The sequence below is a fragment of the Amycolatopsis sp. NPDC004772 genome (assembly GCF_053601215.1).
Genome location: NZ_JBSGBK010000001.1, coordinates 235,019 through 257,475, shown reverse-complemented (window position 1 = coordinate 257,475; position 22,457 = coordinate 235,019). Strand labels below are relative to the sequence as shown.

Annotated in this window: 22 protein-coding genes; 13 read left to right on the top strand and 9 right to left on the bottom strand. The window is 72.8% G+C overall.

The features are described 5' to 3' along the window. Nucleotides 1-482 precede the first annotated feature (482 nt). Nucleotides 483-1,982, bottom strand: a complete 1,500-nt coding sequence (locus tag ACWEF6_RS01260; protein ID WP_449681025.1) for a CYTH and CHAD domain-containing protein — start codon at nt 1,980-1,982, stop codon at nt 483-485. A 126-nt stretch (nt 1,983-2,108) separates the two neighbouring features. On the opposite strand from ACWEF6_RS01260, the gene ACWEF6_RS01255 reads away from it, so the two are divergent. Both ACWEF6_RS01255 and ACWEF6_RS01250 read left to right on the top strand, forming a co-directional pair. After that, nucleotides 2,109-2,630, top strand: a complete 522-nt coding sequence (locus ACWEF6_RS01255; RefSeq protein WP_449681024.1) for a hemerythrin domain-containing protein — start codon at nt 2,109-2,111, stop codon at nt 2,628-2,630. Between the two features lie 41 nt (nt 2,631-2,671). Then, a complete protein-coding gene (locus ACWEF6_RS01250) occupies nt 2,672-3,475 on the top strand; it encodes a GAF and ANTAR domain-containing protein (protein WP_449681023.1) in 804 nt (267 codons plus the stop codon). A gap of 55 nt (nt 3,476-3,530) precedes the next feature. Here the strand turns inward: ACWEF6_RS01250 and ACWEF6_RS01245 are convergent, their stop codons facing one another. The 3 genes from ACWEF6_RS01245 to ACWEF6_RS01235 all read right to left on the bottom strand — a co-directional run bounded on the left by ACWEF6_RS01245 (nt 3,531) and on the right by ACWEF6_RS01235 (nt 5,475). Then, nucleotides 3,531-3,995, bottom strand: a complete 465-nt coding sequence (locus ACWEF6_RS01245) for a hypothetical protein (RefSeq protein ID WP_449681022.1) — start codon at nt 3,993-3,995, stop codon at nt 3,531-3,533. Nucleotides 3,996-4,081: 86 nt separating this feature from the next. After that, on the bottom strand, nt 4,082-4,921 hold the full coding sequence (locus ACWEF6_RS01240; RefSeq protein ID WP_449681021.1) for an aldo/keto reductase: 840 nt from the start codon (nt 4,919-4,921) through the stop codon (nt 4,082-4,084). A 92-nt stretch (nt 4,922-5,013) separates the two neighbouring features. Further along, a complete protein-coding gene (locus ACWEF6_RS01235) occupies nt 5,014-5,475 on the bottom strand; it encodes an SRPBCC family protein (protein WP_310970537.1) in 462 nt (153 codons plus the stop codon). 118 nt (nt 5,476-5,593) lie between these two features. On the opposite strand from ACWEF6_RS01235, the gene ACWEF6_RS01230 reads away from it, so the two are divergent. Genes ACWEF6_RS01230 through ACWEF6_RS01220 form a run of 3 tightly spaced genes read left to right on the top strand, consistent with a single transcriptional unit; the run spans nt 5,594 to nt 6,572 of the window. Next, a complete protein-coding gene (locus ACWEF6_RS01230; protein ID WP_310970535.1) occupies nt 5,594-6,007 on the top strand; it encodes a phage holin family protein in 414 nt (137 codons plus the stop codon). After that, nucleotides 6,004-6,309, top strand: a complete 306-nt coding sequence (locus ACWEF6_RS01225; RefSeq protein ID WP_449681020.1) for a DUF3618 domain-containing protein — start codon at nt 6,004-6,006, stop codon at nt 6,307-6,309. Before ACWEF6_RS01230 ends, ACWEF6_RS01225 begins: the two co-directional genes overlap by 4 nt. Beyond that, a complete protein-coding gene (locus ACWEF6_RS01220; RefSeq protein WP_310970533.1) occupies nt 6,306-6,572 on the top strand; it encodes a DUF4235 domain-containing protein in 267 nt (88 codons plus the stop codon). Before ACWEF6_RS01225 ends, ACWEF6_RS01220 begins: the two co-directional genes overlap by 4 nt. Before the next feature lie 40 nt (nt 6,573-6,612). Here the strand turns inward: ACWEF6_RS01220 and ACWEF6_RS01215 are convergent, their stop codons facing one another. After that, nucleotides 6,613-6,981: an STAS domain-containing protein gene (locus ACWEF6_RS01215; RefSeq protein ID WP_449681019.1), complete on the bottom strand. Its 369-nt coding sequence runs from the start codon at nt 6,979-6,981 to the stop codon at nt 6,613-6,615. A 170-nt stretch (nt 6,982-7,151) separates the two neighbouring features. Between ACWEF6_RS01215 and ACWEF6_RS01210 the strand changes: the two genes are divergently transcribed. Together ACWEF6_RS01210 and ACWEF6_RS01205 are read left to right on the top strand one after the other, a co-directional pair. Next, nucleotides 7,152-8,441, top strand: a complete 1,290-nt coding sequence (locus ACWEF6_RS01210; protein ID WP_449681018.1) for an NAD(P)/FAD-dependent oxidoreductase — start codon at nt 7,152-7,154, stop codon at nt 8,439-8,441. Between the two features lie 24 nt (nt 8,442-8,465). Beyond that, entirely contained in the window at nt 8,466-9,020 is a 555-nt protein-coding gene (locus ACWEF6_RS01205) for a hypothetical protein (protein ID WP_449681017.1), read from the top strand. 48 nt (nt 9,021-9,068) lie between these two features. Here the strand turns inward: ACWEF6_RS01205 and ACWEF6_RS01200 are convergent, their stop codons facing one another. Then, a complete protein-coding gene (locus ACWEF6_RS01200; RefSeq protein WP_449681016.1) occupies nt 9,069-9,950 on the bottom strand; it encodes a LysR family transcriptional regulator in 882 nt (293 codons plus the stop codon). Nucleotides 9,951-10,032: 82 nt separating this feature from the next. Here ACWEF6_RS01200 and ACWEF6_RS01195 point away from each other — a divergent pair, with 82 nt between their 5' ends. The 4 genes from ACWEF6_RS01195 (at nt 10,033) to ACWEF6_RS01180 (ending at nt 16,133) form a co-directional block, all read left to right on the top strand. After that, nucleotides 10,033-11,355, top strand: a complete 1,323-nt coding sequence (locus ACWEF6_RS01195) for a diaminopimelate decarboxylase (RefSeq protein WP_449681015.1) — start codon at nt 10,033-10,035, stop codon at nt 11,353-11,355. Nucleotides 11,356-11,378: 23 nt separating this feature from the next. Continuing rightward, nucleotides 11,379-12,872 carry a glycosyltransferase family 39 protein gene (locus tag ACWEF6_RS01190; RefSeq protein ID WP_449681014.1) on the top strand — a complete coding sequence of 498 codons (1,494 nt, stop codon included), beginning with the start codon at nt 11,379-11,381 and terminating at the stop codon, nt 12,870-12,872. A 25-nt stretch (nt 12,873-12,897) separates the two neighbouring features. After that, nucleotides 12,898-14,082: a 4-hydroxybenzoate 3-monooxygenase gene (locus ACWEF6_RS01185; protein ID WP_449681013.1), complete on the top strand. Its 1,185-nt coding sequence runs from the start codon at nt 12,898-12,900 to the stop codon at nt 14,080-14,082. A gap of 68 nt (nt 14,083-14,150) precedes the next feature. Beyond that, nucleotides 14,151-16,133 carry a HelD family protein gene (locus tag ACWEF6_RS01180; protein WP_449681012.1) on the top strand — a complete coding sequence of 661 codons (1,983 nt, stop codon included), beginning with the start codon at nt 14,151-14,153 and terminating at the stop codon, nt 16,131-16,133. Here the strand turns inward: ACWEF6_RS01180 and ACWEF6_RS01175 are convergent. Then, on the bottom strand, nt 16,114-18,465 hold the full coding sequence (locus ACWEF6_RS01175; RefSeq protein WP_449681011.1) for an alpha-L-fucosidase: 2,352 nt from the start codon (nt 18,463-18,465) through the stop codon (nt 16,114-16,116). The two genes, ACWEF6_RS01180 and ACWEF6_RS01175, sit on opposite strands and share 20 nt — an antisense overlap. A 238-nt stretch (nt 18,466-18,703) precedes the next feature. On the opposite strand from ACWEF6_RS01175, the gene ACWEF6_RS01170 reads away from it, so the two are divergent. Then, nucleotides 18,704-18,970 (top strand): hypothetical protein, encoded by a 267-nt coding sequence (locus ACWEF6_RS01170; RefSeq protein WP_449681010.1) that lies wholly within the window; start codon nt 18,704-18,706, stop codon nt 18,968-18,970. Between the two features lie 382 nt (nt 18,971-19,352). After that, the gene (locus tag ACWEF6_RS01165; RefSeq protein WP_449681009.1) at nt 19,353-20,588 is read left to right on the top strand and encodes an SGNH/GDSL hydrolase family protein; all 1,236 of its coding nucleotides are present in this window, start codon (nt 19,353-19,355) and stop codon (nt 20,586-20,588) included. Here the strand turns inward: ACWEF6_RS01165 and ACWEF6_RS01160 are convergent. Continuing rightward, entirely contained in the window at nt 20,546-21,853 is a 1,308-nt protein-coding gene (locus ACWEF6_RS01160) for an MFS transporter (RefSeq protein WP_449681008.1), read from the bottom strand. The two genes, ACWEF6_RS01165 and ACWEF6_RS01160, sit on opposite strands and share 43 nt — an antisense overlap. Beyond that, complete coding sequence (locus ACWEF6_RS01155) at nt 21,850-22,404, bottom strand: GNAT family N-acetyltransferase (RefSeq protein ID WP_449681007.1); 555 nt, start codon at nt 22,402-22,404, stop codon at nt 21,850-21,852. Before ACWEF6_RS01155 ends, ACWEF6_RS01160 begins: the two co-directional genes overlap by 4 nt. Between the last annotated feature and the right edge of the window lie 53 nt (nt 22,405-22,457).

Sequence of the window (22,457 nt, the reverse complement as noted above, 5' to 3'; positions counted from 1 at the left end):
ACCAACACAAAGCCCCCGTTCCGGCCACACCCCCCTGCCGACCCGATACGCAGCCGAGCCAGCGGCCGACAGGCCGGGTCAAGGCACGCTTTCCCGCCTTGACCCGGCCTGTCGGCCGTTGAACAATCGAGCGTTCGGGCCGGCGGGAGCCACTTAGGCAGGATCACCCAACGAGCATTAGCCTGGCACCGCTCAAAACGGCAGAGCTCTCCTCGCCGAGCACCAACCGACCGAACTCATCCGAGCTGTCAACCCGGCTGAACTCCCAACCAACCGGGCTCAACCCGGCCGAACTCCACCAACCGGACTCAACCCAGCGGCCAACCCGGCCGAACTCCAACCACCGGGCCCAACCCAGCGCCCAATCCGGCCGAACCCCAACCAACCGGGCCCAACCCGGCTCCACCAACCAGGCTCATCCCAGCTGAACCCCAACCGCCCACCTCATCCCGGCGGGCACCCACCCGCCAAAACCCGAAAAATCACCCCAGCCACCCCGGCCGATCCCCCTTGCGAAGCCGCCGCCACTCCCGCCCAAAACCCGCCCGCAACTCCCGCGCCCGCTCCTCATCCCGCGCATACAACACCCCGAAGGCGAACGTGTTCTGCCCTTCCCCCTGCCCGGCGATCGCCAAATGCCGCAGCACCTCCCGGCCGACCACCGTGTCCTGGTGCTCCCCCAGCGTCTCCTGAACAGCCTTCACGTTCTTCCGCCAAGCCCGCAGCTTCTTCCCGTAAACCGGCTTCACGGTGTCCGCGGCGTACCGAGCCCGCTTCGCCTTCTTCCGCACCTCGTGCAGGGCCACCTCGATCTCATCCCCGTGAGCCGCCGCCTCAGCGCGGCGAAGCTTCCGAGCGGCCTTCCGCAACGGCTTCCGCAGACCGGCCTTCGCCGGCTTGCGGGCCGCCGCGGTCAACGGCGGGTCCTCCAGCAGCGCGTCCAACGACCGCAGCAACGCCAAATACCGCTTCCCGGTCAACGCCTCCAGAGCCCGCGTCCGCGCTTCCTCGGCCTCCCGGGCGAACTGGCGGGTGAGGAACTGCCGCAGCGGCCCGAACACCAGCTCCGACGGCACGTCGTCCAACTGCTCGCGGAGCCGCTCCTCCGCGACCTCGGTGTCCCGGAACGGCGACAACTGACGTCCCAGCCACTGCAGCTCGCCGACGATGCCCGCGGACTCGACCACCGAATCGAACGTCCGCAGCGTGCTCCGCAGCTTCCGGATCGCCACCCGCATCTGGTGCACCGCGTCATCGGCGTCCAGCCGCACCCCGACGTCCGCGCGGCGCAACCGCCCGTAGTGCTCCCGCAGTGAAGCGAGCACCACCTCTCCCGCGGACGGTTTCTTCCCCACCCGCGGCGCGGCCGGAACCCGGTCACCGACGAGCCGGCGCAGTTTCGACGACCACGGCGACGCCGAAGCTCCCGCGTCGGTCAACGCCCGGTCGAACTCCCCGAGCAGCTCCGGCGCCGCCGACGGGTCCAGTTCGAGCTCCAGTTCACGCCACTCGTCGAGCCGCGCGGTCGCGCCGCCGGCTTCGCCGGTCACGTGGTCGTCGGTGAGGACGGCGATCGTCTGCCCGTCGGCGCCGGCCAGGCGGTGGGAAAACCGATCGGTCCGCAAGTGCGCGATCGGCACCAGCTTCTCCCCCAGCGTGTACGCCCGCACCAGCCGCCGAAGCCGGCCGGGCACCTTGTGCGGGTCGCCGCCCAGCGGCAGGTGCAGCTCCTGGCGCTCGTCGGCCGACACCGGCAGCTTCAGGTGCCAGCCGGCGTCCGGGCCGCCCACCCGGCGCCGCAGGGTGATGCCGGACTGGGCCAGCCGGAACGTCGAGGTGTCGTAGTAGGACGCGTCGAGCACGTGCTCGACCGGGTCGTCCTGGGTCTCGACGCCGCCGACGCCGATCAGGCGGGGCACGCCGCTGCCCGCGACGATCTCGTACTTGCGTTCGCGCTCGGTCACCGACGACGGCGCTGCCATGGTTCGTCCTCCCTGGGGCCGGGTTCACCGGATGGGTACCCGGGCGGCACGCGGCCGACACGGGATTCGGCGCCGGGCCAGCGGGTATCCGGTTCTGCAGTACCCGAGCCCGGACCAGGAGAGTGCATGAACGGCAACCAGCCCGCAACCGACCTGACGACCGTCCTCGCCGGCGACCACCGCGAGCTCGACCGGCTCTGCACCGAGCTCGAGCTCGGCCAGGGCAGCCCGGAGAACCGCAAGGACCTCGCCGATCACCTGATCGCGGAACTGGTCCGGCACTCCGTCGCCGAAGAGCCCTACCTCGACGGCGACGGCGACCTCGCCGAAGCGGACGGCCTGATGCGGCAGCTCGAAGGCACCGGGCCGCAGGAGACCCGGTTCGAACGCCTGCTGGGCGGGCTGATCCGGGCCGTCCGGCGGCACGTCCGTGAGGAAGGCCCCGCGGCCGTCCGCGAAATCCTGCGCACCTGCTCCCCCGAGCAGCAGGCCGAACTGGCCCGGCAGGTCCTCGAAACCCGCGAGGCCGCGGCGACGCTGCCGCACCCCGGCCTCGCCGACCGGGTGCCCCAGGCCGACCAGTTGTGGCCGGGTCCGGGGTTCGTCGACCGGGCCCGTGCCGCCCTCCAGGCTCCGGCATCGGGTTGAATGGGCAGTCGCGACCCCGATCAGGAAGGCAGCGAGGACCCATGAGCGTCGGCGAAGAGGAGTGGGCCCGGGACCGGGCCTGGTTCGGGCAGGACGGTGCACCCGAGCCCGGGCCCCTGGCCCGGCAGTTCGCCGACCTCACGCGGACCCTGCTCGACGTGACGCCGACCGCCGGCGGGGTGCTCAAGCTCGTCGTCGGGGCCGCGGCCGCGCTCGTTCCGGACGCCGACCTGGTCAGCGTCACCCTGCGCGACGCCGACGGCCGCTACCACACCCCGGTCGAGACCGATCCGATCGCCGAACGGCTCGACCAGGTGCAGTACGACCACCGGGAAGGTCCCTGCGTGGAATCGGCCCGCCCGGACGGCCCGGCCGCCGGCTGGTCGCAGGACCTGGGCCGGGACCCGCGCTGGCCGGCGTTCGGCCCGGCCGCCGCCCGCCACGGCTTCCACTCGGTGCTGGCCACCGCGCTGCTCCCGGACGCCCGGCCGCCGCGGCTTTCCGGCGCGCTGAACATCTACTCGCGCACCCCGGGCGCGTTCGACGCGCGGGCGATCGACATCGCGCTGCTGCTGGCGACACACGCATCGCTGGCGCTGACCCACACCCAGGCCGTGGCCTCGGCCGAGCTGGAGTCGGCGCACCTGCGCCGGGCGGTCGACAGCCGGGACGTCATCGGGCAGGCCAAGGGCATCCTGATGCAGCGGCGCGGCATCACCGCGGACGAGGCCTTCGACGTGCTGCGCCGCGCGTCGCAGGACCTGAACGTCAAGCTGGCCGACCTGGCGAAGACCCTCGCCTCGCGGCACACCGAAATCGATCTGCCGGCTTCCGAAGAGGCCTGACCACACCGGGAGCGCCGCTTCCGCGGGGGAAGTGGCGCTCCCGGGTGCCGATTTCTTACGGGGCCGTGTACGGGGCCCGGTTCTCCAGCGACGGGCTGGCGGCCGGGTACCGGCCGTCCTGCCCCGGCACCGGGGTGACCGTCGGGCCCTGCTCGGCCTCGGCTCGCGGCCGGGGGCCGCGCTGGACGACCGCCTCCACCTCCTGCTCACCGCGGATGCGGGCCAGGACGCCGAGGGTGATCGCGTGGGCCAGGGCGAGGATCAGCAGCAGCACGCCGATGCGCCCGACCACGCCGGGCAGGTCGCTGCCGCCCAGGTCGATCGTCGAGATGAGCGCCAGCACGCCCAGCGTCGCGAGGTGGAACAACACCGTGACCAGGCGCGTCATCGAAGCGCCCGCCGCCGGGTCGCCGTAGGAGTTCTCCAGGTACCGGCGGCCGCTGCGGTAGATGATCTGCCCGTCTATCAGGACCAGCGCAACGCCGATCGCGAGGAACGACAGGTACGCGTTCGTGGTCATGCCGGACGCTCCTTCCTGGGGGACCTTGCCGGAGGAATACCCGGCAGGTCGCGCAGGGAAACGCCCCCGTCACGGGGTGAACACCGTCACCCGGCGAAGGTGTCCGGGTCCGGCCCGGTGCGGCGGCCTTCGTCGAGCCTGCCGATCTCCGCCATGTCCTCGTCGTCGAGCTCGAAGCCGAACACGTCGATGTTCTGGCGCATCCGTTCCGGTGACGCCGACTTCGGGAAGACGATGTTGCCGAGCTGGACGTGCCAGCGCAGCACGACCTGCGCGGGCGTCCGGTCGTGCTTCTCCCCCAGGCGGGTGAGCACCGGGTCGTCGAGGATCCCCGCCTGCGCCAAGGGGCTCCACGCCTCCGTGGCGATGCCGTGCGCCCGGTGGTACTCGCGCAGCTGCGCCTGCTGCAGCGCCGGGTGCAGCTCGATCTGGTTGACCGCGGGCACCAGCGACGTCTCCTCGGCGAGGCGGTCGAGGTGGGCGGGCTGGAAGTTCGACACGCCGATGGCGCGCGCCTTGCCGGCCCGCAGGATTTCCTCGAAGCCCTGCCAGGTCCGCACGTAGTTGTCCTTGGCCGGCAACGGCCAGTGGATCAGGTAGAGGTCGACGTACTCGAAGCCCAGCCGGCGCAGGCTGCCTTCGAGGGCGGTGATCGCGTTGTCGTGCCCGTGCGCGTCGTTCGCCAGCTTCGTCGTGACGAACACGTCTTCGCGGGCCACACCGGCGTCCGCGATCCCGGCGGCGACCCCGGCCTCGTTGCGGTACATCTGCGCCGTGTCGACATGGCGGTAGCCGGTTTCCAGGGCCGTCCGCACGGCCCGGGCCGTTTCCTCGGGCGGGATCTGGAAGACGCCGAACCCGAACTGCGGGATCCGCACGCCGTTGTTCAGTTCCGTGGCCGGAACGCCGGCCGTGGTGGTCGTCATGCCTACGGCCTACCCGGCGGTCCCCGGACGCGAAACGCGGCGGGGCGGGTGATCCCCGCGCCGCCGCGTCAACTCACCCCGATCGGGTGAGGCTACTGTCCCGGGCGGTCCACGTCACCGCGCCAGGCGCCGGTCTCCCGGCCGCGCTGCTCGATGAACTCCTTGAACCGCTTCATGTCGCCCTTCACCCGCCGGTCGAGCACGCCGAGCTTGTCGGCGACGTTCTCGGCGAAGCCCTCCGGGTCGATGTCCATCTGCGCGGTCACCCGGGTGTGGGAGTCGTCGAGCCGGTGGAAGGTGATGACGCCGGCGTGGTCCGGGCCGGAGTCCGACGTCCAGGCGACCCGCTCGTCGGGGTGCTGCTCGGTGATCGTCGCGTCGAATTCGCGCGTCACGCCACCGAACCGCGTCACCCAGTGGGTGTGGGTGGCGTCCACCTGGCGGATTTCTTCGACGCCCTCCATGAACTGCGGGAATTCCTCGAACTGCGTCCACTGGTTGTACGCGGTCGAAACGGGGACTTCCACGTCCACGATTTCGGTGATCGTGCTCATGCACTCCTCCTGGTCGTTGGTCGGTGCAAATCGGCTACCCGGTGCACGGGGCGTCAAACCCGGCGTGGTTGACGCAGGGCGGAGCCGGGTACACGGCGGCCAGGCAAGGAGGTGTTCGGTGATCGAAGAGGTGAACAAGAAGCCGGCTTCCGACCGCTCGGTCGGCGAACTGGTGACGGACCTGACCGACGAGGTCAAGCGGCTCGTCCGGGACGAGATGCGGCTCGCGGTCTTCGAACTGCAGCGCAAGGGCAAGAAGATGGGCCTGGGCGCCGGGTTGTTCGGCGCGGCAGGACTGTTTGCGTTCCTCGGGGCCGGCACGCTGGTCGCGGCGGCCGTGCTGGCGCTCGCGCTGGTCGTGCCCGGCTGGCTGGCGGCGGTGCTCGTCGCGGTCGCGCTGTTCGTCGTCGCCGGGATCGCGGCGCTGGTCGGCAAGAAGGAAGTGACGCAGGGGGTGCCACCGGTGCCCGAGGAAGCGATCAGCGGCGTCCGCGAAGACGTGGACACCGTGAAGCAGGGAGTGCGGACATGAGCGGGGACTTCCCGAAGAACGCCGAGGAGGCGCGCCTCGACCGGGACGCCACCCGGGAGGAGCTCACCGAGACCCTGGAGGCGCTCGGGCAGAAGCTCGACGTCAAGACCCGGGTCAAGGAGAACGTCGACGAAAAGCTCGACCAGGCGACCGCGAAGGTCGCGGACGTGACGAACGAGCCGACCGCGGTCAAGTTCCGCCAGGGCGCCGACGCCGTCCGCGCCAACCCGCTGCCGGTCTTCGCCGGCGTGCTGGGCCTGGTGATCCTGATCCGCCTGATCCTGCGCCGGAGGGACTCGTGAACAAAGCGCTCTACAAACCGCTGAGCTGGGTGGTGGGTGCCCTGGGCGGCATCCTCGCCGGCCAGGTATTCAAGCAGGTCTGGAAGCAGGTGGCCGGCGAAGAGGACGCCCCGGACGCCACCGACCGCGACTACACCTGGCGGCAGGTGGTCATCGCGGCGGCGGTCCAGGGCGCGATCTTCGGAGCCGTCAAGGCCGCCACCGAGCGCGCCGGCGCCGTGGGTTACCGCAAGGCGACCGGCGACTGGCCCGGCGACGACTGACTGTACACAGTGGACGGCGGGAGGCGGGGCCGCGCGGCGGTCACGCCTCCCGGCCGGGCTCGGGGGCCAGGCCGGCGAGCGCGGGCCCGACCCCGGGGTGGATCGTCAGCACCAGGTCGGCCCCGGTCGCTTCGAGCGAACGGGTGACCGCGTGGCCGCCGAGCACGACGGCGAGTTCGGTGCGGGCGTCCGCCTCCAGCAGCGACCGGACACCGGCGCAGCTGAGGAAGGCGACCCGGGTCAGGTCGACGATCAGCCGCCCGCCGGTGGCGAGGGCTTCGTCGAGGGTGCCGACGGTGGCGGCGTCGATGTCACCGACCAGGGTCAGGACGGTGACACCGCCCGGTCGTTCGGTCGTGGTGACGGTGAGGCCGGACGGTTCGTGGATCGTGCGAAAACAGTCGTACATGGCGCTCCCTTTTTCAGCGGTGCAGGGGCGCTGACCGGAGCACGTGTCTGAACAACAGCCAACACCCTTGACCGTACGCCCCTGAGCGGTGAGGTCAACCCCGCGGGTTTCCCGGCTCCGACCTCGGGTAATCCGTTCGGGACCGAAATCGGCGTCCCGGAAGGAGATCCATGCGTGTCGTGATCGTCGGCGGCGGTTTCGCCGGTTACCACGCGGCGAAGAGCCTGCGGAAAGAAGCCGGCGAAGACGTCGAAGTGGTCGTGCTGAACCCCACGGATTACTTCCTCTACCTGCCGTTGCTGCCCGAGGTGGCGGCCGGGATCCTGGACCCGCGGCGGGTGGCGGTGTCCATCCCCGAAACGCTGCGCGGGGTCCGGCTCGTGCTCGGCGTGGCCACCGGTGTCGACTTCGACGCCCGCCACGTCACCTACACCGACCCCGAGGACAACGAACACCGGATCGGGTACGACCGGCTGGTGCTCGCCGCGGGCAGCGTCAACAAGCTGTTGCCGATCCCGGGCGTGCCGGAATACGCGCACGGTTTCCGCGGCGTCCCGGAAGCGCTGTACCTGCGCGACCACATCACCCGGCAGATCGAACTGGCCGCCGCGGCCGAAGACCCCGCCGAGCGCGACGCCCGCTGCACGTTCGTGGTGGTCGGTGCCGGCTACACCGGCACCGAGGTCGCCGCGCAGGGCCCCGCGTTCACCGCCGCGCTCGCCGCGCGCCACCCCGAGCTCGCCGGGCAGAAGATCCGCTGGCTGCTGCTGGACGTCGCCGAGCGGGTGCTGCCCGAGCTGGACAAGCGGCTCGGCCGGACCGCCGACGAGGTGCTGCGCGCCCGCGGGGTCGAGGTGCTGATGAAGACGTCGGTCGACCACGCCGACGCCAAGGGCGTCACGCTGACCAACGGCGACGCGGTGCCGGCCCGCACCCTCGTGTGGTGCGTCGGCGTGCGGCCGGACCCGCTGGTGGCCGACCTCGGGCTGGAGACCGCCAAGGGCCGGCTCGTGGTCACCGAGCAGCTGAACGTGCCGGGCCGCGACGACGTCTTCGCCTGTGGTGACGCGGCCGCGGTGCCCGACCTGACCCGTCCCGGCCAGTACACCGCGATGACCGCGCAGCACGCCGAGCGGCAGGGCAGGCTGGCCGGGCGGAACGTGGCGGCGTCGCTCGGCTACGGCCGCCGCGGCAGCTACCGGCACCACGACCTCGGCTTCGTCGTGGACCTCGGCGCCGGCGCGGCCGCGGCGAACCCGCTGCACATCCCGCTGTCCGGGCGCCCGGCGAAGGCCGTGACGCGCGGCTACCACCTGATGTCGATGCCGGGCAACCGCGTGCGCACGGCCGCCGACTGGGTCCTGGAGGCGCTGACCGGCCGCCAGACCGTCCAATTGGGACTCGTCCGGTCCGGGTCCGTGCCGCTCGACACGGACAGCCCCGAACTCCCCCGTCGCTGATCGTCTCGTGTGAAAGGGAAGCGCATGCCCGCCGAACCCGAACCCGTCCGTTCCGAAGGCCCGTCCGTGGTGACGGCCGGGGACCCGTCGGGCCCCAAGGTGATCGTGCTCGACCCGGCGGGCGCCGGGAAGCACGACGAGCTGCCGGCGACCTGGCGGCCGCTGACGCAGCAGCGAGCCGTCTTCTGGTGCCGCGTGCCGGCGGGCGGCGCTCTGACCGAGGCCGACGACCTCCTCGGCGACGCCGGCCCGGGCGACCCCGCGATCGCGGTCGTGGCGAGCGGCCCGTTCGCGGCGGAGGCGCTCCAGCTCGTCGAGCGCCACCCCGGCGCGGCCCAGCACCTGCTGCTGGTCGACCCGGCCTCGGACGCCTTCCTCGCCTCCGACGACGCCACCCAGGCCAACGACGCCTGGCTCGCCGAGCACGACGACGTGGTGGCCAAGCTGCGCGAGGCGGGCACGGAGGTGCGGGTGGCGGCGTCGAGCAGCGAGAACCCGGACGACCGGGTGCCCCCGCCGCTGCCGCTCGGCCACCCGGTCGTGGTCACGGCGGTCCGCTCGGCATTGGGCCTGGAATAGACCCAGGGCCGCGGAAGTCCGCACGATCGGAGAAGCCGGGCCGAGCGCTCACCGCCGCCCGGCGGCCAGCTCCACGAAGGCCCGCACCACCGGGGAGACCGAGCCGGCCCGCCAGGCCAGGCCCAGGTCGATCCGCGGGGGCGGGTCCTCCAGCCGCCGCAGCACCACGCCGCGGCGGCGCAACGCCCGCGCCCGGTGTTCCGGGACCGCCGCGAGGCCCGCTCCCTCCGCCACCGCGCGCATCAGCTGCTCGTCCTCCGGCTCCTCGCGGACGATCGGCGGCAGCCCGCCCGGCCAGACCTGGCCGCTGATCGCGTCGTACTGGCCGGGGCCGTTCTCCCGCGGCCAGAACACCACCGGCTCGGCGGCGATCGCGGCCCGCCGCACCCGCCCGCGGCGCTGGGCCAGCGCGTGGTCCGCCGGCAGCACGAGCAGGACCTCTTCCGACCCCACCACGGCGACCTCGATCCCCGCGGCGGTGACCGGCGGCCGCACGAAGCCGACGTCGATCTCGCCCGCCGCCAGCCGGGCCAGGTTCAGGCTGGTCCAGCCCGTTTCGAGGGCGAGTTCGACGTCCGGGTGCCGCTCGCGGTAGGCCGCCACCAGGTCGCCCGCCTGCGGGCCGGGCGCGGACCGCGTGTAGGCGATCCGCAGCCGGCCGGTGTCACCCCGGCCGGCAGCGGTGATCACGCCCCGGGCCCGGTCCAGCCGGTCGAGCAGGTCGCGGGCCTCCGCGGCGGCCACCCGGCCGGCCTCGGTCAACGCGAACCGCGGGCCCGTGCGGTCGAGCAGCGCCACCCCGAGGTCCGCCTCGAAGGCGCGGATCTGCTGGCTCAGCGACGGCTGGGACACGAACAGCCGGGCGGCGGCCTTCGTGAAGTGCATTTCCTCGGCGAGCACGGCGAAATAGTGCCATCGACGCAGGTCCACGCAGCGATTATAGGGTGTTCCTATCATCCCATCGGGACGAAGTCTTGGACCGGACGCGCCGCCCGCTGCTGTCCTGGGTCCCATGACCACGACCAGCGCGCCCCTGACCCGCCCCGACCGCAAGCTGCTGGCCCTCGCGGCCGGGCGGCGGCTCGTCGCTCCGATGGCCGGGTTCGTCGACCTCACCGCTGTCCGGGAAGCCGTCGAAGACCTCACCAAGGCGTTCGCCCCGCTCGGGCGGGTCCAGCACACCGTCGCCGCCAAGGCGTGCGGCCTCGCGCCGCTCCTGCGGTACCTCGGCGACCTCGGGATCGACGCCGAGGTCGCGAGCCCCGGTGAGACGGCGGTCGCGGAGGCCGCGGGCCTGCGCGGTCCGCGGCTGGTGCTCGACTCCCCCGCCAAAACCACCACCGAACTCGCGCACGCCCTCGCCGAGGGCACGGCGGTCAACGCCGACAACTTCCAGGAACTCGCCCGGCTCGACGCGCTGGTCGGCGCGACCCGGCCGCGGTCGGTGCTGGGCCTGCGGATCAACCCCCAGGTCGGCGCGGGCCGGATCGGGGACACGAGCACCGCCACCCCGGCGTCGAAGTTCGGTATCCCGTTGCGGGACAACGGAAACCGCACGCTCCTACTGGAGGCGTTCGCGTGCCGGCCGTGGCTGACGCGGCTGCACGTCCACGTCGGCTCGCAGGGCTGCCCGCCGGAACTGATGGCCGAGGGCGTCGCCGCGGTGCACGAACTCGCCGAGCAGATCAACGCCGAAGCCGGGTACCGGCAGGTCACCAGCCTCGACCTCGGCGGCGGGCTGCCGGTGGACTTCATGTCCGACGCGCCGGGCCCGACGTATGCCGACTACGTCGCCACGCTGCTGGCCCGGGTTCCGGCCCTGGCCGACGGGCGCTACGCGTTCGTCACCGAATTCGGCCGGTCCCTGCTGGCGAAGAGCGGTTTCCTGGCCGGCACGGTGGAATACACCAAGGTCGCCGGGGGCCGGCACATCGCCGTGACGCACGCGGGCGGCCAGGTGGCGGCGCGCACGGTGCTCCAGCCGGAGCACTGGCCGCTGCGGCTCGGCGCGTTCGACGCCTCCGGCACGCCGAAGACCGGGCCCGAGGTACCGCAGGACATCGCCGGTCCCCTGTGTTTCGCGGGCGACCTCCTCGCCCGCGAGCGGCCGCTGCCGCTGCTGGAACCGGGCGACCTCGTCGTCGCCCACGACACCGGGGCGTACTACTTCGGCGCGCACTACGCGTACAACACGCTGCCGCGCCCGGCGGTGTACGGCTTCACCGTGTCGCCGCGCGGTGACGTCGAGTTCACGCCGCTGCGCCGCGCGCAGACCCTGGCCGAACTGGTCGCCGACGCGGGCGGCGAATTCCTCGGAGCGCTCCCGGAACGGTGACCGGCCGCGTACGATGCCCGGCCATGGGGGATGGTCGAGAGTTGCCGCGGTTCGCCGCGCTGCCGGTCGGGATCGTCGTTGCCGCACAAGCCCTCGTGCTGACGGTGTTGTCTGGCCGCTACGGCTTCCACCGCGACGAGCTGTACTTCGTCGCCGCGGGGCACCGGCCGGACTGGGGGTACGTCGACAACCCGCCGATCACGCCGTGGCTCGCGCGCGCGTCGACGGCGGTGTTCGGCGAGACGCCGAGCGGCCTGCGCGTGGTCGCGACCCTGCTCGGCATGGCGACCGTCGTGGCCGTCGCGCTGATCGCCCGCGAATTCGGCGGCGGCCGCGGCGTCCAGCTCTTCACCGCGATCGCGACGGCGTTGTCGTCGTACGTCCTGGTCGTGTCGCACATGCTGGCGACCAACTCCGCGGACGTGCTGCTGTGGTCGCTGATCGCGCTCTTCGGGCTGCGGCTGCTGCGCACCGGCGACGGCCGCTGGTGGCTCGCCGTCGGCGCCGCCGCCGGGCTCGGCCTGGCGAACAAGTGGCTCGTGCTGCTCCTGCTGTCCGGGCTCGGCGTCGGTGTGGCCGTCGCCGGGCCGCGCCGGGTGCTGCGGTCCCGGTGGCTCGCGGCCGGCGTCGGGATCGCCGCTCTCCTGGCCGCGCCGGTGGTGCTCTGGCAGGCTTCGCACGGCTGGCCGATGCTCACCGTGGCCGGCGGGATCAGCGAGGACGACGGCGCCGAGAACCGCCTCCTGTTCGTGCCGATGCAGCTGGTCCTGCTCTCACCGGTGCTGGTGCCGGTGTGGGTCGCCGGGCTCGTCCGGCCGTGGCGCGACCCCGGCCTGCGGTGGGCCCGCGCGCTGGCCGTCGCCTATCCGGTCGTCTGCGTCGAACTGCTCGTCGTCGGCGGCAAGCCGTACTACTCGGTGCCGTTGCTGCTCCCGCTGGTCGCGCTGGGCGCGGAGCCGGTGCTGCGGTGGCTGGGCCGGGGCGGGACGGTCCGGCGGGCACTCACCGGCGCGGCCGCCGCGGTGTGCGTGGCCGTGTCCGTCCTCATCGGACTCCCGGTGGTGCCGGCGGCGGCACTGAACGGCCCGTTGCTGGCGCTGAACAAGGAACCGGGCGAGCAGGTCGGCTGGCCGGACTTCGCCGGCAGCGTCGCGGGGGCGTGGCAGCGGATCCCGGACGCCGAGCGCGACACCGCGGTCATCCTGGCCGGCAACTACGGCGAGGCCGGGGCGCTCGAGCACTACGGTCCCGGGCTCGGACTGCCGCAGCCGTACTCGCCGCACATGTCGTACGCGGACTGGGGGCCGCCGCCGGACCGGCTGGTCGGCCCGGTGCTGCTCGTCGGACGCGTCCGGCCCGGCACGCCCGCGGCCCGGCTGATCACCGGCTGCCGCGCGGTCGGCAAGCACCACAACGCCGACGGCGTCGACAACGACGAAGACGGTGTCGTCCTTTCGCTGTGCACACTCACGCGGCCGTGGTCCGAGGCGTGGCCCCAGCTGCGGCACTACTACTGAGCGGGTTCGCGCTACCCTCGGGCGCATGGTGGCGAGGCGCACGGCGGTGGCCGTGGTGGGGGCGGGCCCGGCCGGCCTCACGGTGGCGAACCTCCTGCCGCGCGCGGGGATCGGCTGCGTGCTGCTGGAGTCGCAGAGCCGGGCGTTCATCGAACAACGCCCGCGGGCCGGGTTCATCGAGGAGTGGGCGGTCCGCGGGCTCGAAGAGCGCGGGCTCGGCGAGCGGCTCGTCGCGCAGGCGCCGCAACACGAGAAGTTCGAGTTCCGGTTCGCCGGGCAGCGGCACGTCTTCCGCTACGGCGACGTCACCGGGCAGCGGCATTTCGTGTACCCGCAACAGCTTCTGGTGACCGACCTGGTCGCGCAGTACACCGACGCCGGCGGTGACGCGGTCTTCGAGGTCTCGGACGTCGAACTGCACGACCTGACGTCGGACTCGCCCGCCGTCACCTTCCGGGCGGACGGCGCCGAGCACCGCATCGACTGCGACTTCGTCGCGGGCTGCGACGGCGCCCGCGGCGTCTCCCAGGGCTACCTGCCCGCGGAATCGACCGTGAAGGCCCACCACGACTACGGAATCGGCTGGCTGGCCCTGCTCGCCGAGGCCCCGCCGTCCGCCGACGGCGTGCTGTTCGGCATCCACCCGCGCGGGTTCGCCGCGCACATGGCCCGCACGCCCACGGTGACGCGGTTCTACCTGCAGACCGCGCCGGGCGAAACCGAGGCGGACTGGCCGGACGAGCGCGTGTGGCGGGAACTGCACGCGCGGCTCACCGTGCCCGGCGGCGAGATCGTCGAGGGCCGGCTGTTCGAGAAGCGGATCCTCGACATGCACAATTACGTCGTCGAGCCGATGTCCCACGGCCGGCTGCACCTCGCCGGCGAGTCGGCGCACCTGGTCGCCCCGATCGCGGCGAAGGGCATGAACCTCGCCCTGCACGACGCGTTCCTGCTGACCGACGCGTTCCGGGCGCACTACGCGGGCGACCCCGCACCGCTGGCCGGCTACTCGGCCGCGTGCCTACCGCTCGTGTGGCAGTACCAGGAATTCTCGCTGTGGCTGTCCGACATCTTCCACCACACCGCGGCCGCGGGCGAGAACCCGTTCGCGGCGCGCATCGCGCAGGCCCGGATGCGCCGCCTGCTCGGTTCGCCCGCGGCCGCGGCGGCGTTCGCGGAGCTCTACGTCGGCAAGAACGCCGATTTCTGAGGCACGGCTGACGCTGTCAAGAAGAACAAGACTGCACTTTCCGCGGAATCGCGGGCACGCTCTCCGGCATGCACGAACTCGCCGCCGAGCAGAAGCACCTGAACGTCCTCTACGCCCGCCTCGACGTCCTGCGGGAAGAGGCGGCCGCCGCGCTCGCCCGCGGCCACGCGCCGGACGTGTGGCGGGCCGAGGCGGCCCGGCTGGCCGCGGTCGAGGACGGGCTGTGCTTCGGCCGGCTGGACCTGACCGGCGGCCGGCGCGTCCACATCGGACGGCTCGGGCTGTTCGACGGCGACGAACCCCTGCTGGTGGACTGGCGCGCGCCCGCCGCCCGGCCGTTCTACACCGCGACCGCCGCCGCGCCGGGCGAAGTCGTCCGCCGGCGGCGGATCACCACCCGCGGCCGGACCGTCGTCGCCCTCGACGACGAACTGCTCGACCCGGACGCTCCGAGCGACGGGCTGGTCGGCGAGGCCGCGCTGCTCGCCGCGGTGACGGCCGGGCGCACCGGGCGGATGCGGGACATCGTCACGACGCTGCAGGCCGAGCAGGACCGGATCGTCCGCGACGACGCCCAGGGCGTCCTGGTCGTGCAGGGCGGGCCGGGCACCGGCAAGACGGCCGTCGCCCTGCACCGGGTCGCCTACCTGCTCTACACCCACGAACACCTGCGCACCCGCGGCGTGCTCGTCCTCGGCCCCAGCCGGGTGTTCCTCGACTACATCGGCCAGGTGCTGCCCGGCCTCGGCGAGCACCGGGTGGTGACGGCGACCGTGCCCGACCTCGTGCCCGGCGTCGCGGTCACCCGGGTGGACACCGCCCGAGAAGCCGCGCGCAAGGGCCGGGCGGCCATGGCGGCCCGCCTCGCCGAACGGGTCCGCGCCGCGGTGGTCGTTCCCGAGCACGCCGTGACCGTCGAGTTCGAGCAGCAGGTGCTGCGGCTGGACCCGGCGGCGCTCCGCCGGGCCGTGCGGACGGCCCGGGAGACCGGGCTGCCGCACAACCAGGCCCGCCACGTGTTCCACCGGGCGGTCGTCACCGCGCTGACCGGGGAACTGGCCGCCCGGATGGAGGCGGTGGTGTTCACCGAGACCGGCGAGGCGCTCGACGGCGGCAGCGCCGACGGCCGCCTCGGCGAGGCCGGACTGCGGGCCCTCGCCGCCGCGGGCGTGGTGCTCCGCCCGGAGGACGACGACGGCCCGCGCACGCTGCTCGACGAGGTCGACCGGGAGGCGTTGCGGACGGCCCTGCTCGCCGACGCCGGCGTCCGGGACGTGCTCGACGGGCTGTGGCCGCCGCTGACCCCGGCCGACGTGGTCGAGGGGCCGTGGAGCGCCGCGGACGTCCCGTTGCTCGACGAGGCCGCCGCGCTGCTCGGCACGAGCGTGCCGGTGTTCGGGCACATCGTGGTCGACGAGGCCCAGGAACTGTCCGAAATGGACTGGCGGATGCTGGTGCGCCGCTGCCCGTCCCGGTCGATGACCGTCGTCGGGGACCTGGCCCAGACCGGGAGCGCGGCGGGGGCCACGTCGTGGGACCAGGTGCCGAGGCCGCACCGGCTCGCGCAGCTGACCGTCGGCTACCGCACGCCGCGGGAGATCATGGAAGCCGCGGCGGAGGTGCTGGCCGTCCACCACCCGGCGTTGCGGCCGCCGACCTCGGTGCGGGCGAGTGGCGAGCCGCCGTGGCGGCAGGCGGCCGACGACGTGCCCGGTGTGCGCGCCGAACTCGTCGGCGAGCACACCGGGGGGAAGCTGGCCGTCATCGCGCCGGCGGCCGGGGACCTGGCGGCCGCCCTCTCGCTGCGGCGGCCGCCGGACCCGGCCGACGACGTGGTGGTGCTGACCCCGGCCGAGGCCAAGGGCCTCGAGTTCGACGCGGTGGTGATCGCCGACCCCGCCGCCGTCCTCGCGGCCGGCCCGCACGGCGCAGGCGACCTCTACGTGGCGATGACGCGGGCCACCCGGTCGCTCGGTGTCGTCCACCCCGGGCCGGTGCCGCGGGAACTGCGGTCGCTGGCGGCCCGGCCGGTCAGCTCCAGGCGATCTTGAACACCCAGGTGTAGCGGCCCGCCTGCCGGGCCGCGGCCGGGACGTCGATCACCAGCGAGCCGTCCTCCACCGTCCAGTGCAGGTTCCCGCGGTACCCGAGCAGCGTCACCCGGTCGCCGGCGCGGATCGGCACCGGCGCGGCCACGACCACGCGGCTGCCGGGCGCGGTCAGCGAGTGCACGTAGAAGGCCTCGTTCTGCTTGACCGTGAACCGCAGGTCGCCGAGCTGGGCCATCCGGGACCAGTACGTCGTGCCGTAGATCGCCTCGCCGTTGACCTTCAGCCACGCGCCCGCGTCCCGCAGGTGCTTCTGCATGACGTCCGGGATCGTGCCGTCGAAGTCCGGGCCGATGTCGAGCAGGAAATTGCCGTTCTTGGAGACGATGTCGACGAGGGTCCGGACGACCTCCTCCGCCGTCATGTAGCGGTCGTCGGGGGTGGCGCGGTTGTAGCCGTAGGAGAACGGGTCGAGGCCGCGGCTCGCCTCCCACTTGGCGACCACCGTGTTCGGGTACGTCGTGTACTCCGGGGTCGTGAAGTCGTGGTCGGGGATGCCGCCGCGGTCGTTGTAGGTGACGTCCTTGGGACGCTTGCGGTTCTTCGCGCGGTTGAAGTACTCGGTGAGCACGGTCCGGCTGTCGTTGGCGCCGCCGATGTCGAACCACAGGACGTCGGGGTCGAACTCCGCAATCAGCTCGAGCACCTGTGGCGCCTGGTAATCGCGGACGAAGTCCTTCCCCGCGGTGTAGCCGGTGTAGGGCAGCGGTGCGCCGGTGTAGGGGTTGCGGGGTGCGTGGCCCATCCACGGGTTGTCCGGGTTGAACCACTCCGGCAGCGAGAAGTACAGGCCGTTGCGCAGCTGCGGGGTGTACTTCCGCGACGCGGTGAACAGCTCGTCGACGATGTTCCGCTTCGGCCCGAGCTTGACGGAGTTGCGGTCGCTGACCTTGGTGTCCCACAACGCGAAGCCGTCGTGGTGCTTGGACGTCAGGACGTAGTATTCGGCGCCCGCGTCCGCGATCAGCTTCAGCCACGTGCGCGGGTCGAACTTCGCCGCGGTGAACAGCGGGATGAAGTCGTCGTAGGCGAAGTTCTCGCCGTACTTCTGCTGGTGGTAGGCGTAGGTCGCCCCGTTCGGGTCCTGCTGGTTCTGCCAGTACCACTCCGCGTACTGCTGCCCCACCGGCGCCCACGCGGGCACGGCGTAGATGCCCCAGTGGATGAAGATGCCGAATTTGCTGTCGTTGAACCAGTAGGGCGCGCGGTGTGCCGAGAGTGAGGCGTCGGCCGGCCGGAAGTCCGGGACGCCGAGGGTGATCGGCACCTGCTGGGTGGCGAGCGTGCCGCGGCCGGCGGCGACGCGGATCTGGCCGTTCGTCGTGGTCCCGGGCGGCACGGACGCATTCGGGGCGAGACCGAGCCGGACCGTCGCCTGCTCCCCCGGCGCCAGAGCGCGAATGGCCGCGGGCACGGTCGTCCGGCCGCCGGGGACGTCGACGGTGACGCTCACCCGGTCGCCCGCGCCGAGCCACACGGTCCCGGCGTTGACGATGGTCGCTTCGGCGGCCTGCGGGCCGCCGTCGGTCAGCAGGTTCGCCGTCGACCGGCCGTCCAGGACCAGGGCCGAGCGGCCCACGGCGACCGGCTGGAGGGTGAGGGCGAAGACGTGCAGGCTGGAGACGTTCGGCGCCGGGTTCGCCGTCGTGGGCAGGGTCAGCGCGACGGCTTCGCGGGCGGGGTCGATCCAGACCTGGCCGGTGGCCAGGGAAACCGGGTTGTCGTCGACGACGCCGCCGGGGGCGTAGCGGAACGGCGAGACGAGCGCGCCGCTGCCGGTGTACCAGTCGGGCCCGGAGAGGGATCCGGTGCTCGTGCTGCCGTCGGCGTAGTGCACGGTCGCCGGGCCGCCGGTGGCGCCGTAGCTGGCCGCGACCAGGAAGTACGCGACGAAGTACCGGCCCTTCGGCAGGTCGATCCGCTGGCCGGTGGCGGCGATGTTGTTCTTGGCCCCGGCGGCCGCGGAGCCGAGCTTGAAGGGGACGCCGCCGGCGGTGACGGTCTGCCCGGCGGGCACGTGCTCGGCGGGGAAGGTGTAGCCGGAGCCGTCGAAGTCACCGCCGGGGGCCGACGCGCTGTCGATGCCGTCGTTGCCGAACCAGGCGTCGAGGGCGACCGGGACGGGCGGCGGGGGCGGGACGATGGGGGTTTCCGGGCGGTCGGGAGCGGCGTCGACCGGGCCGGCGGCGCCGGCCGGGGTGTGGCCGGCCACGCCGAGCGCGACGGCACCTCCCAGGGCGATGCCGAGGGCTTGGCGGCGGGGGAAGGTCGGCACTGAACCTCCAGGGATCGGATGACTACGGCGGATTTGCGACAAAGTTCACCCACAATGGGCGCACCTGTCGCTGACGGAAGTGATTCATCCGATGAATGACCCTGCTCGTCGGCCTCGGCCCTGTCAAGGGGCCATTCGGCGCGATCGTGGTGAACCGTGTTCGTGTTCGCCGCGTATCCCTAGGTAACGAGCTGCAGCACTCGCCGTCAGACTCCAGCCGCACCGAAAGGCCAGACCGATGTCCACCGATTCGAACGCGCTGAGCCGCCGCGCGATCGCCATGCTCAAGGCGGTCGCCGAGGGCCGTGCCGAGCTCCGCTGCAGCTGCGAACCCGACCTCCGCGTCGACGGCCTGTCGTGCTGCGACCAGAACACCGCCCACGACCTCGCCCGCGCCGGCCTGGTCAGAGCCACCCGGCTCGTCGCCCCCGGCCAGTGGGCGCCCGCCGAACTGACCGAAGCGGGCCACCGCGCCCTGACCGGGTTCCCCGCCGCCGCAGCTTGAGCCTCCCGCTCACCGAAGACCGTGAAGGCCACCTCGAGCTCGTCGAGGTGGCCTTCACGGCGTTCGGACGTCCTCGGCCGAGAAACCCGCGGGAGGGCTGAACCGGCCCGGGCCGGCGGCCGTGCTTTGGGTGAGGGCGTCTCGCACACGCCCTCCGGGGTCGCCACGACGCAACGATCCGGGCCAGCCTCCGCCCGATCGGGACCGGGTACCCCGGCGAGCGGCCGTCGCGGCAACGGCCACCTCGCGCGGGCCCGTCCGGCATCCCCAGAATCCCGGACGGGCCCGCCCCTTTTTCAGAGGGGCGCTGTCGCGGATCTTGTCCGGTGCCTCACCTGATCAGCGGTCGCCGCCCCGCGGACCCGCGCGCGACGGTGGGGAGATGCGACGTTTCGTGGCCGTGAGCGCGGCCGTCCTGGCGGGCATCGGGCTCCTCACGACGTCCGGGAGCGCGAACCCGGGCAGTGCGCATCCGGGAAGTGCTGTCCCGAACCTCGCCCAGCACGCGGTCGGAGGCTGGGTCGGCACCTGGGCCGCGGCGCCCGCGGCCGCCGTCGCGAACACCCCGGACGGCTACCCGGGCTACTCGATCCGCAACGTCGTGCACACCAGCGCGGGCGGCGGCCGCGCCCGGGTCCACCTCTCGAACGCCTTCGGCGCCGCTCCCCTGACCTTCGGGCACGTCACCGTCGCGGTCCAGGGCACCGGGCCGGACGCCGTGCCGGGCACCCTGCGCTCGCTCACCTTCGGCGGCGCCGCGAGCGTCGTCGTCCCGGCCGGCGCCGAAGCCTTGAGCGATCCGGTGAACCTCCGGGTCCCCGCCGACACGAACCTGCTCGTGACGACGTACGTGCCGGCGAAATCCGGGCCGGTGACCTACCACCCGGCCGCGGCGCAGACCTCGTACTTCACCCGCAACGGCGACTTCGCCGCCAGCGAATCCGGCGCCCCCTACACCGAGCAGACGTCGGTGTGGCACTACGTCACCGGGGTCGACGTCCAGGGCGGCGCCGAAGCCTCGATCGTGACACTGGGCGACTCGATCACCGACGGCGTCGGCTCGGCCGCCGGGGCCAACCACCGCTGGCCGGACTACCTCGCCGACCGCCTGCACGGGCGCTTCGGCGTGCTCAACGCCGGCATCAGCGCCAACCGGCTGCTGCTCGACGTCCCCGGCTCCGGCGCCGGCCAGAACGCGCTCTCCCGCTTCGACCGCGACGTCCTCAGCGTCGGCGGCGTGCGGACGCTGATCGTGCTGGAGGGCATCAACGACATCCAGCAGGACCCGCACCAGACCGACCCGGCCGCGATCACCTCGGCGTACCGGCAGCTGGTGGCGCAGGCGCACGCGCGCGGCATCCGGGTCCTCGGTGGCACGCTCACGCCGTTCAAGGGCTGGCGCGTGTACGACGACACCCTCGAAGCGACCCGCCAGGCGGTGAACGGTTTCATCCGCACCGGCGGGGTCTTCGACGGTGTCGTCGACTTCGACGCCGCGGTCCGCGACCCGGCCGACCCGCTCCGGATGCTCCCGGCCTACGACTCCGGCGACCACCTCCACCCCGGCGACGCCGGCTACGAACGGATGGCCGCCGCCGTCCGGCTCGACCGGCTCTGATCCCGCGGGATGAACAGGACCGCGACCAGGCTGAGCACCGCCACGGCGACCAGGTAGAGCGAAACCGAAAGCGAAGTGCCCGTGGCGGTCTGCAACGCCGTCGCGATCAACGGCGCGAAACCCCCGCCCAGCACCGCACCCACGGCGTAGGAGAACGAAGCACCGCTGTAGCGGTAGCGCGGCTCGAACAGTTCCGCGAACAACGCCGACTGCGGCCCGTAAGTGGCGCCCAGGCCGATGTTGAGCACGACCACCGCGACGATCAGCCACACCGTCGCCTTGGTGTCCACCAGCAGGAAGAACGGGACCGGCCAGACCAGCAGGAGCACCGAACCGGCCAGGTACACCGGTTTCCGGCCGATGCTGTCCGACCACGCGGCGGAGGCGAGGATGCTCACCAGCCACGTCACGCTGCCGACGATGACGACGACCAGCAGCGTGGTGCGGTTGATCTTGAGCACCGACGTGCCGTAGGACAGCAGGTAGGCCAGGAAGATGTACCCGATCGCGGTGTTGGCGATGAAGCTGCCGGAGGCGACCAGCACCGCCCGCGGCCGCTCGCGCAGCACCTCGACCATCGGACGGCTGCTGCGTTCCTCCGCCTCCCGCAGCCGCGTGAACACCGGGCTTTCTTCGATCCGCAGCCGGATCACCAGGCCGACGCCGACGAGCACGATGCTCGCCAGGAACGGCACCCGCCACCCCCACGACGCGAACTGGGAGTCGGTCAGCGCGCGGCCGAGGACGAAGAACATCAGCTGCGCCAGGATCAACCCGGCCGGGACGCCGATCTGCGAGAACGCCCCGTACCGGCCGCGGCGGTCCTCGGGCGCGTGCTCGACCGCCATCAGCGCGGCCCCGCCCCATTCGCCGCCCGCGCTCAACCCCTGCAGCAACCGCAGGATCAGCAGCAGGATCGGCGCCCAGACACCGATTGCGGAGTACGTCGGCAGCAATCCGACGCCGACCGTGGCGAAGCCCATCAGCAGCAGCGAAAGCACCAGCATCGCCTTGCGGCCGACGCGGTCGCCGAAGTGGCCCCAGAGGATGCCGCCGACCGGGCGGGCCAGGAATCCGACACCGAGCGTCGCGAACGCCGCGAGCGTCCCGGAGGCGGGCGACAGGGTCGTGAAGAACAGCTTGCCGAACACCAGCGCCGTTGCCGTGCTGTAGATGAAGTAGTCGTACCACTCGATGGTGGTCCCCACCGCGCTCGCCACGGCGACCCGCCGCAAGGGCCGGGCCGCGACCGCGCGGCCGCTCACGAGCCGGCTAGTGCGGCTGCCGGGACCAGGTCGTCCACGAGCAGGTCCATCAGCAGCCCGTCGTGCCAGCTGCCGTCGGGACCGCGCTCGTAGGACCGCATCGTGCCGACCGGCCGGAAGCCGAGCGAGCCGTAGAGCCGGATCGCCGCCTCGTTGCCGGCCGCGGGGTCGATCACCAGCCGGTGGTGCCCGCGCACCGTGAACAGGTGCTCGGCCAGCGTGCGGATGGCGTCCGAGCCGAGGCCGCGGCCCTGGAAGTCCGGGTGCACGGCGATGTCGATCCCGGCGTGGCGGTACTGCGGATCGGCCTCCTCGAAGGCGAGTTCGATGCCGATCACGGTGGTGTTCCCCACGTCGTCGTACTCGATGGCGTAGGTCGTGGTGCCTTCGTCGGGGTCCAGCAGATAGGACACCTGGGCGGCCACCGGCTCCTCGGCGTCGGCCCACCAGCGGGCGACTTCGGGGTGCGACAGGATCTCCTCGAACCGGGCGGCGTCCGGGGCGGCAGCTGGCCGCAGCCGGACACGGCTTCCGGTGATCAGGCCGGTCATCGGCCCAGTGTCGCCCGCACGGGCGCCCGCTGTCGAGACCCCGAAAGGACCGC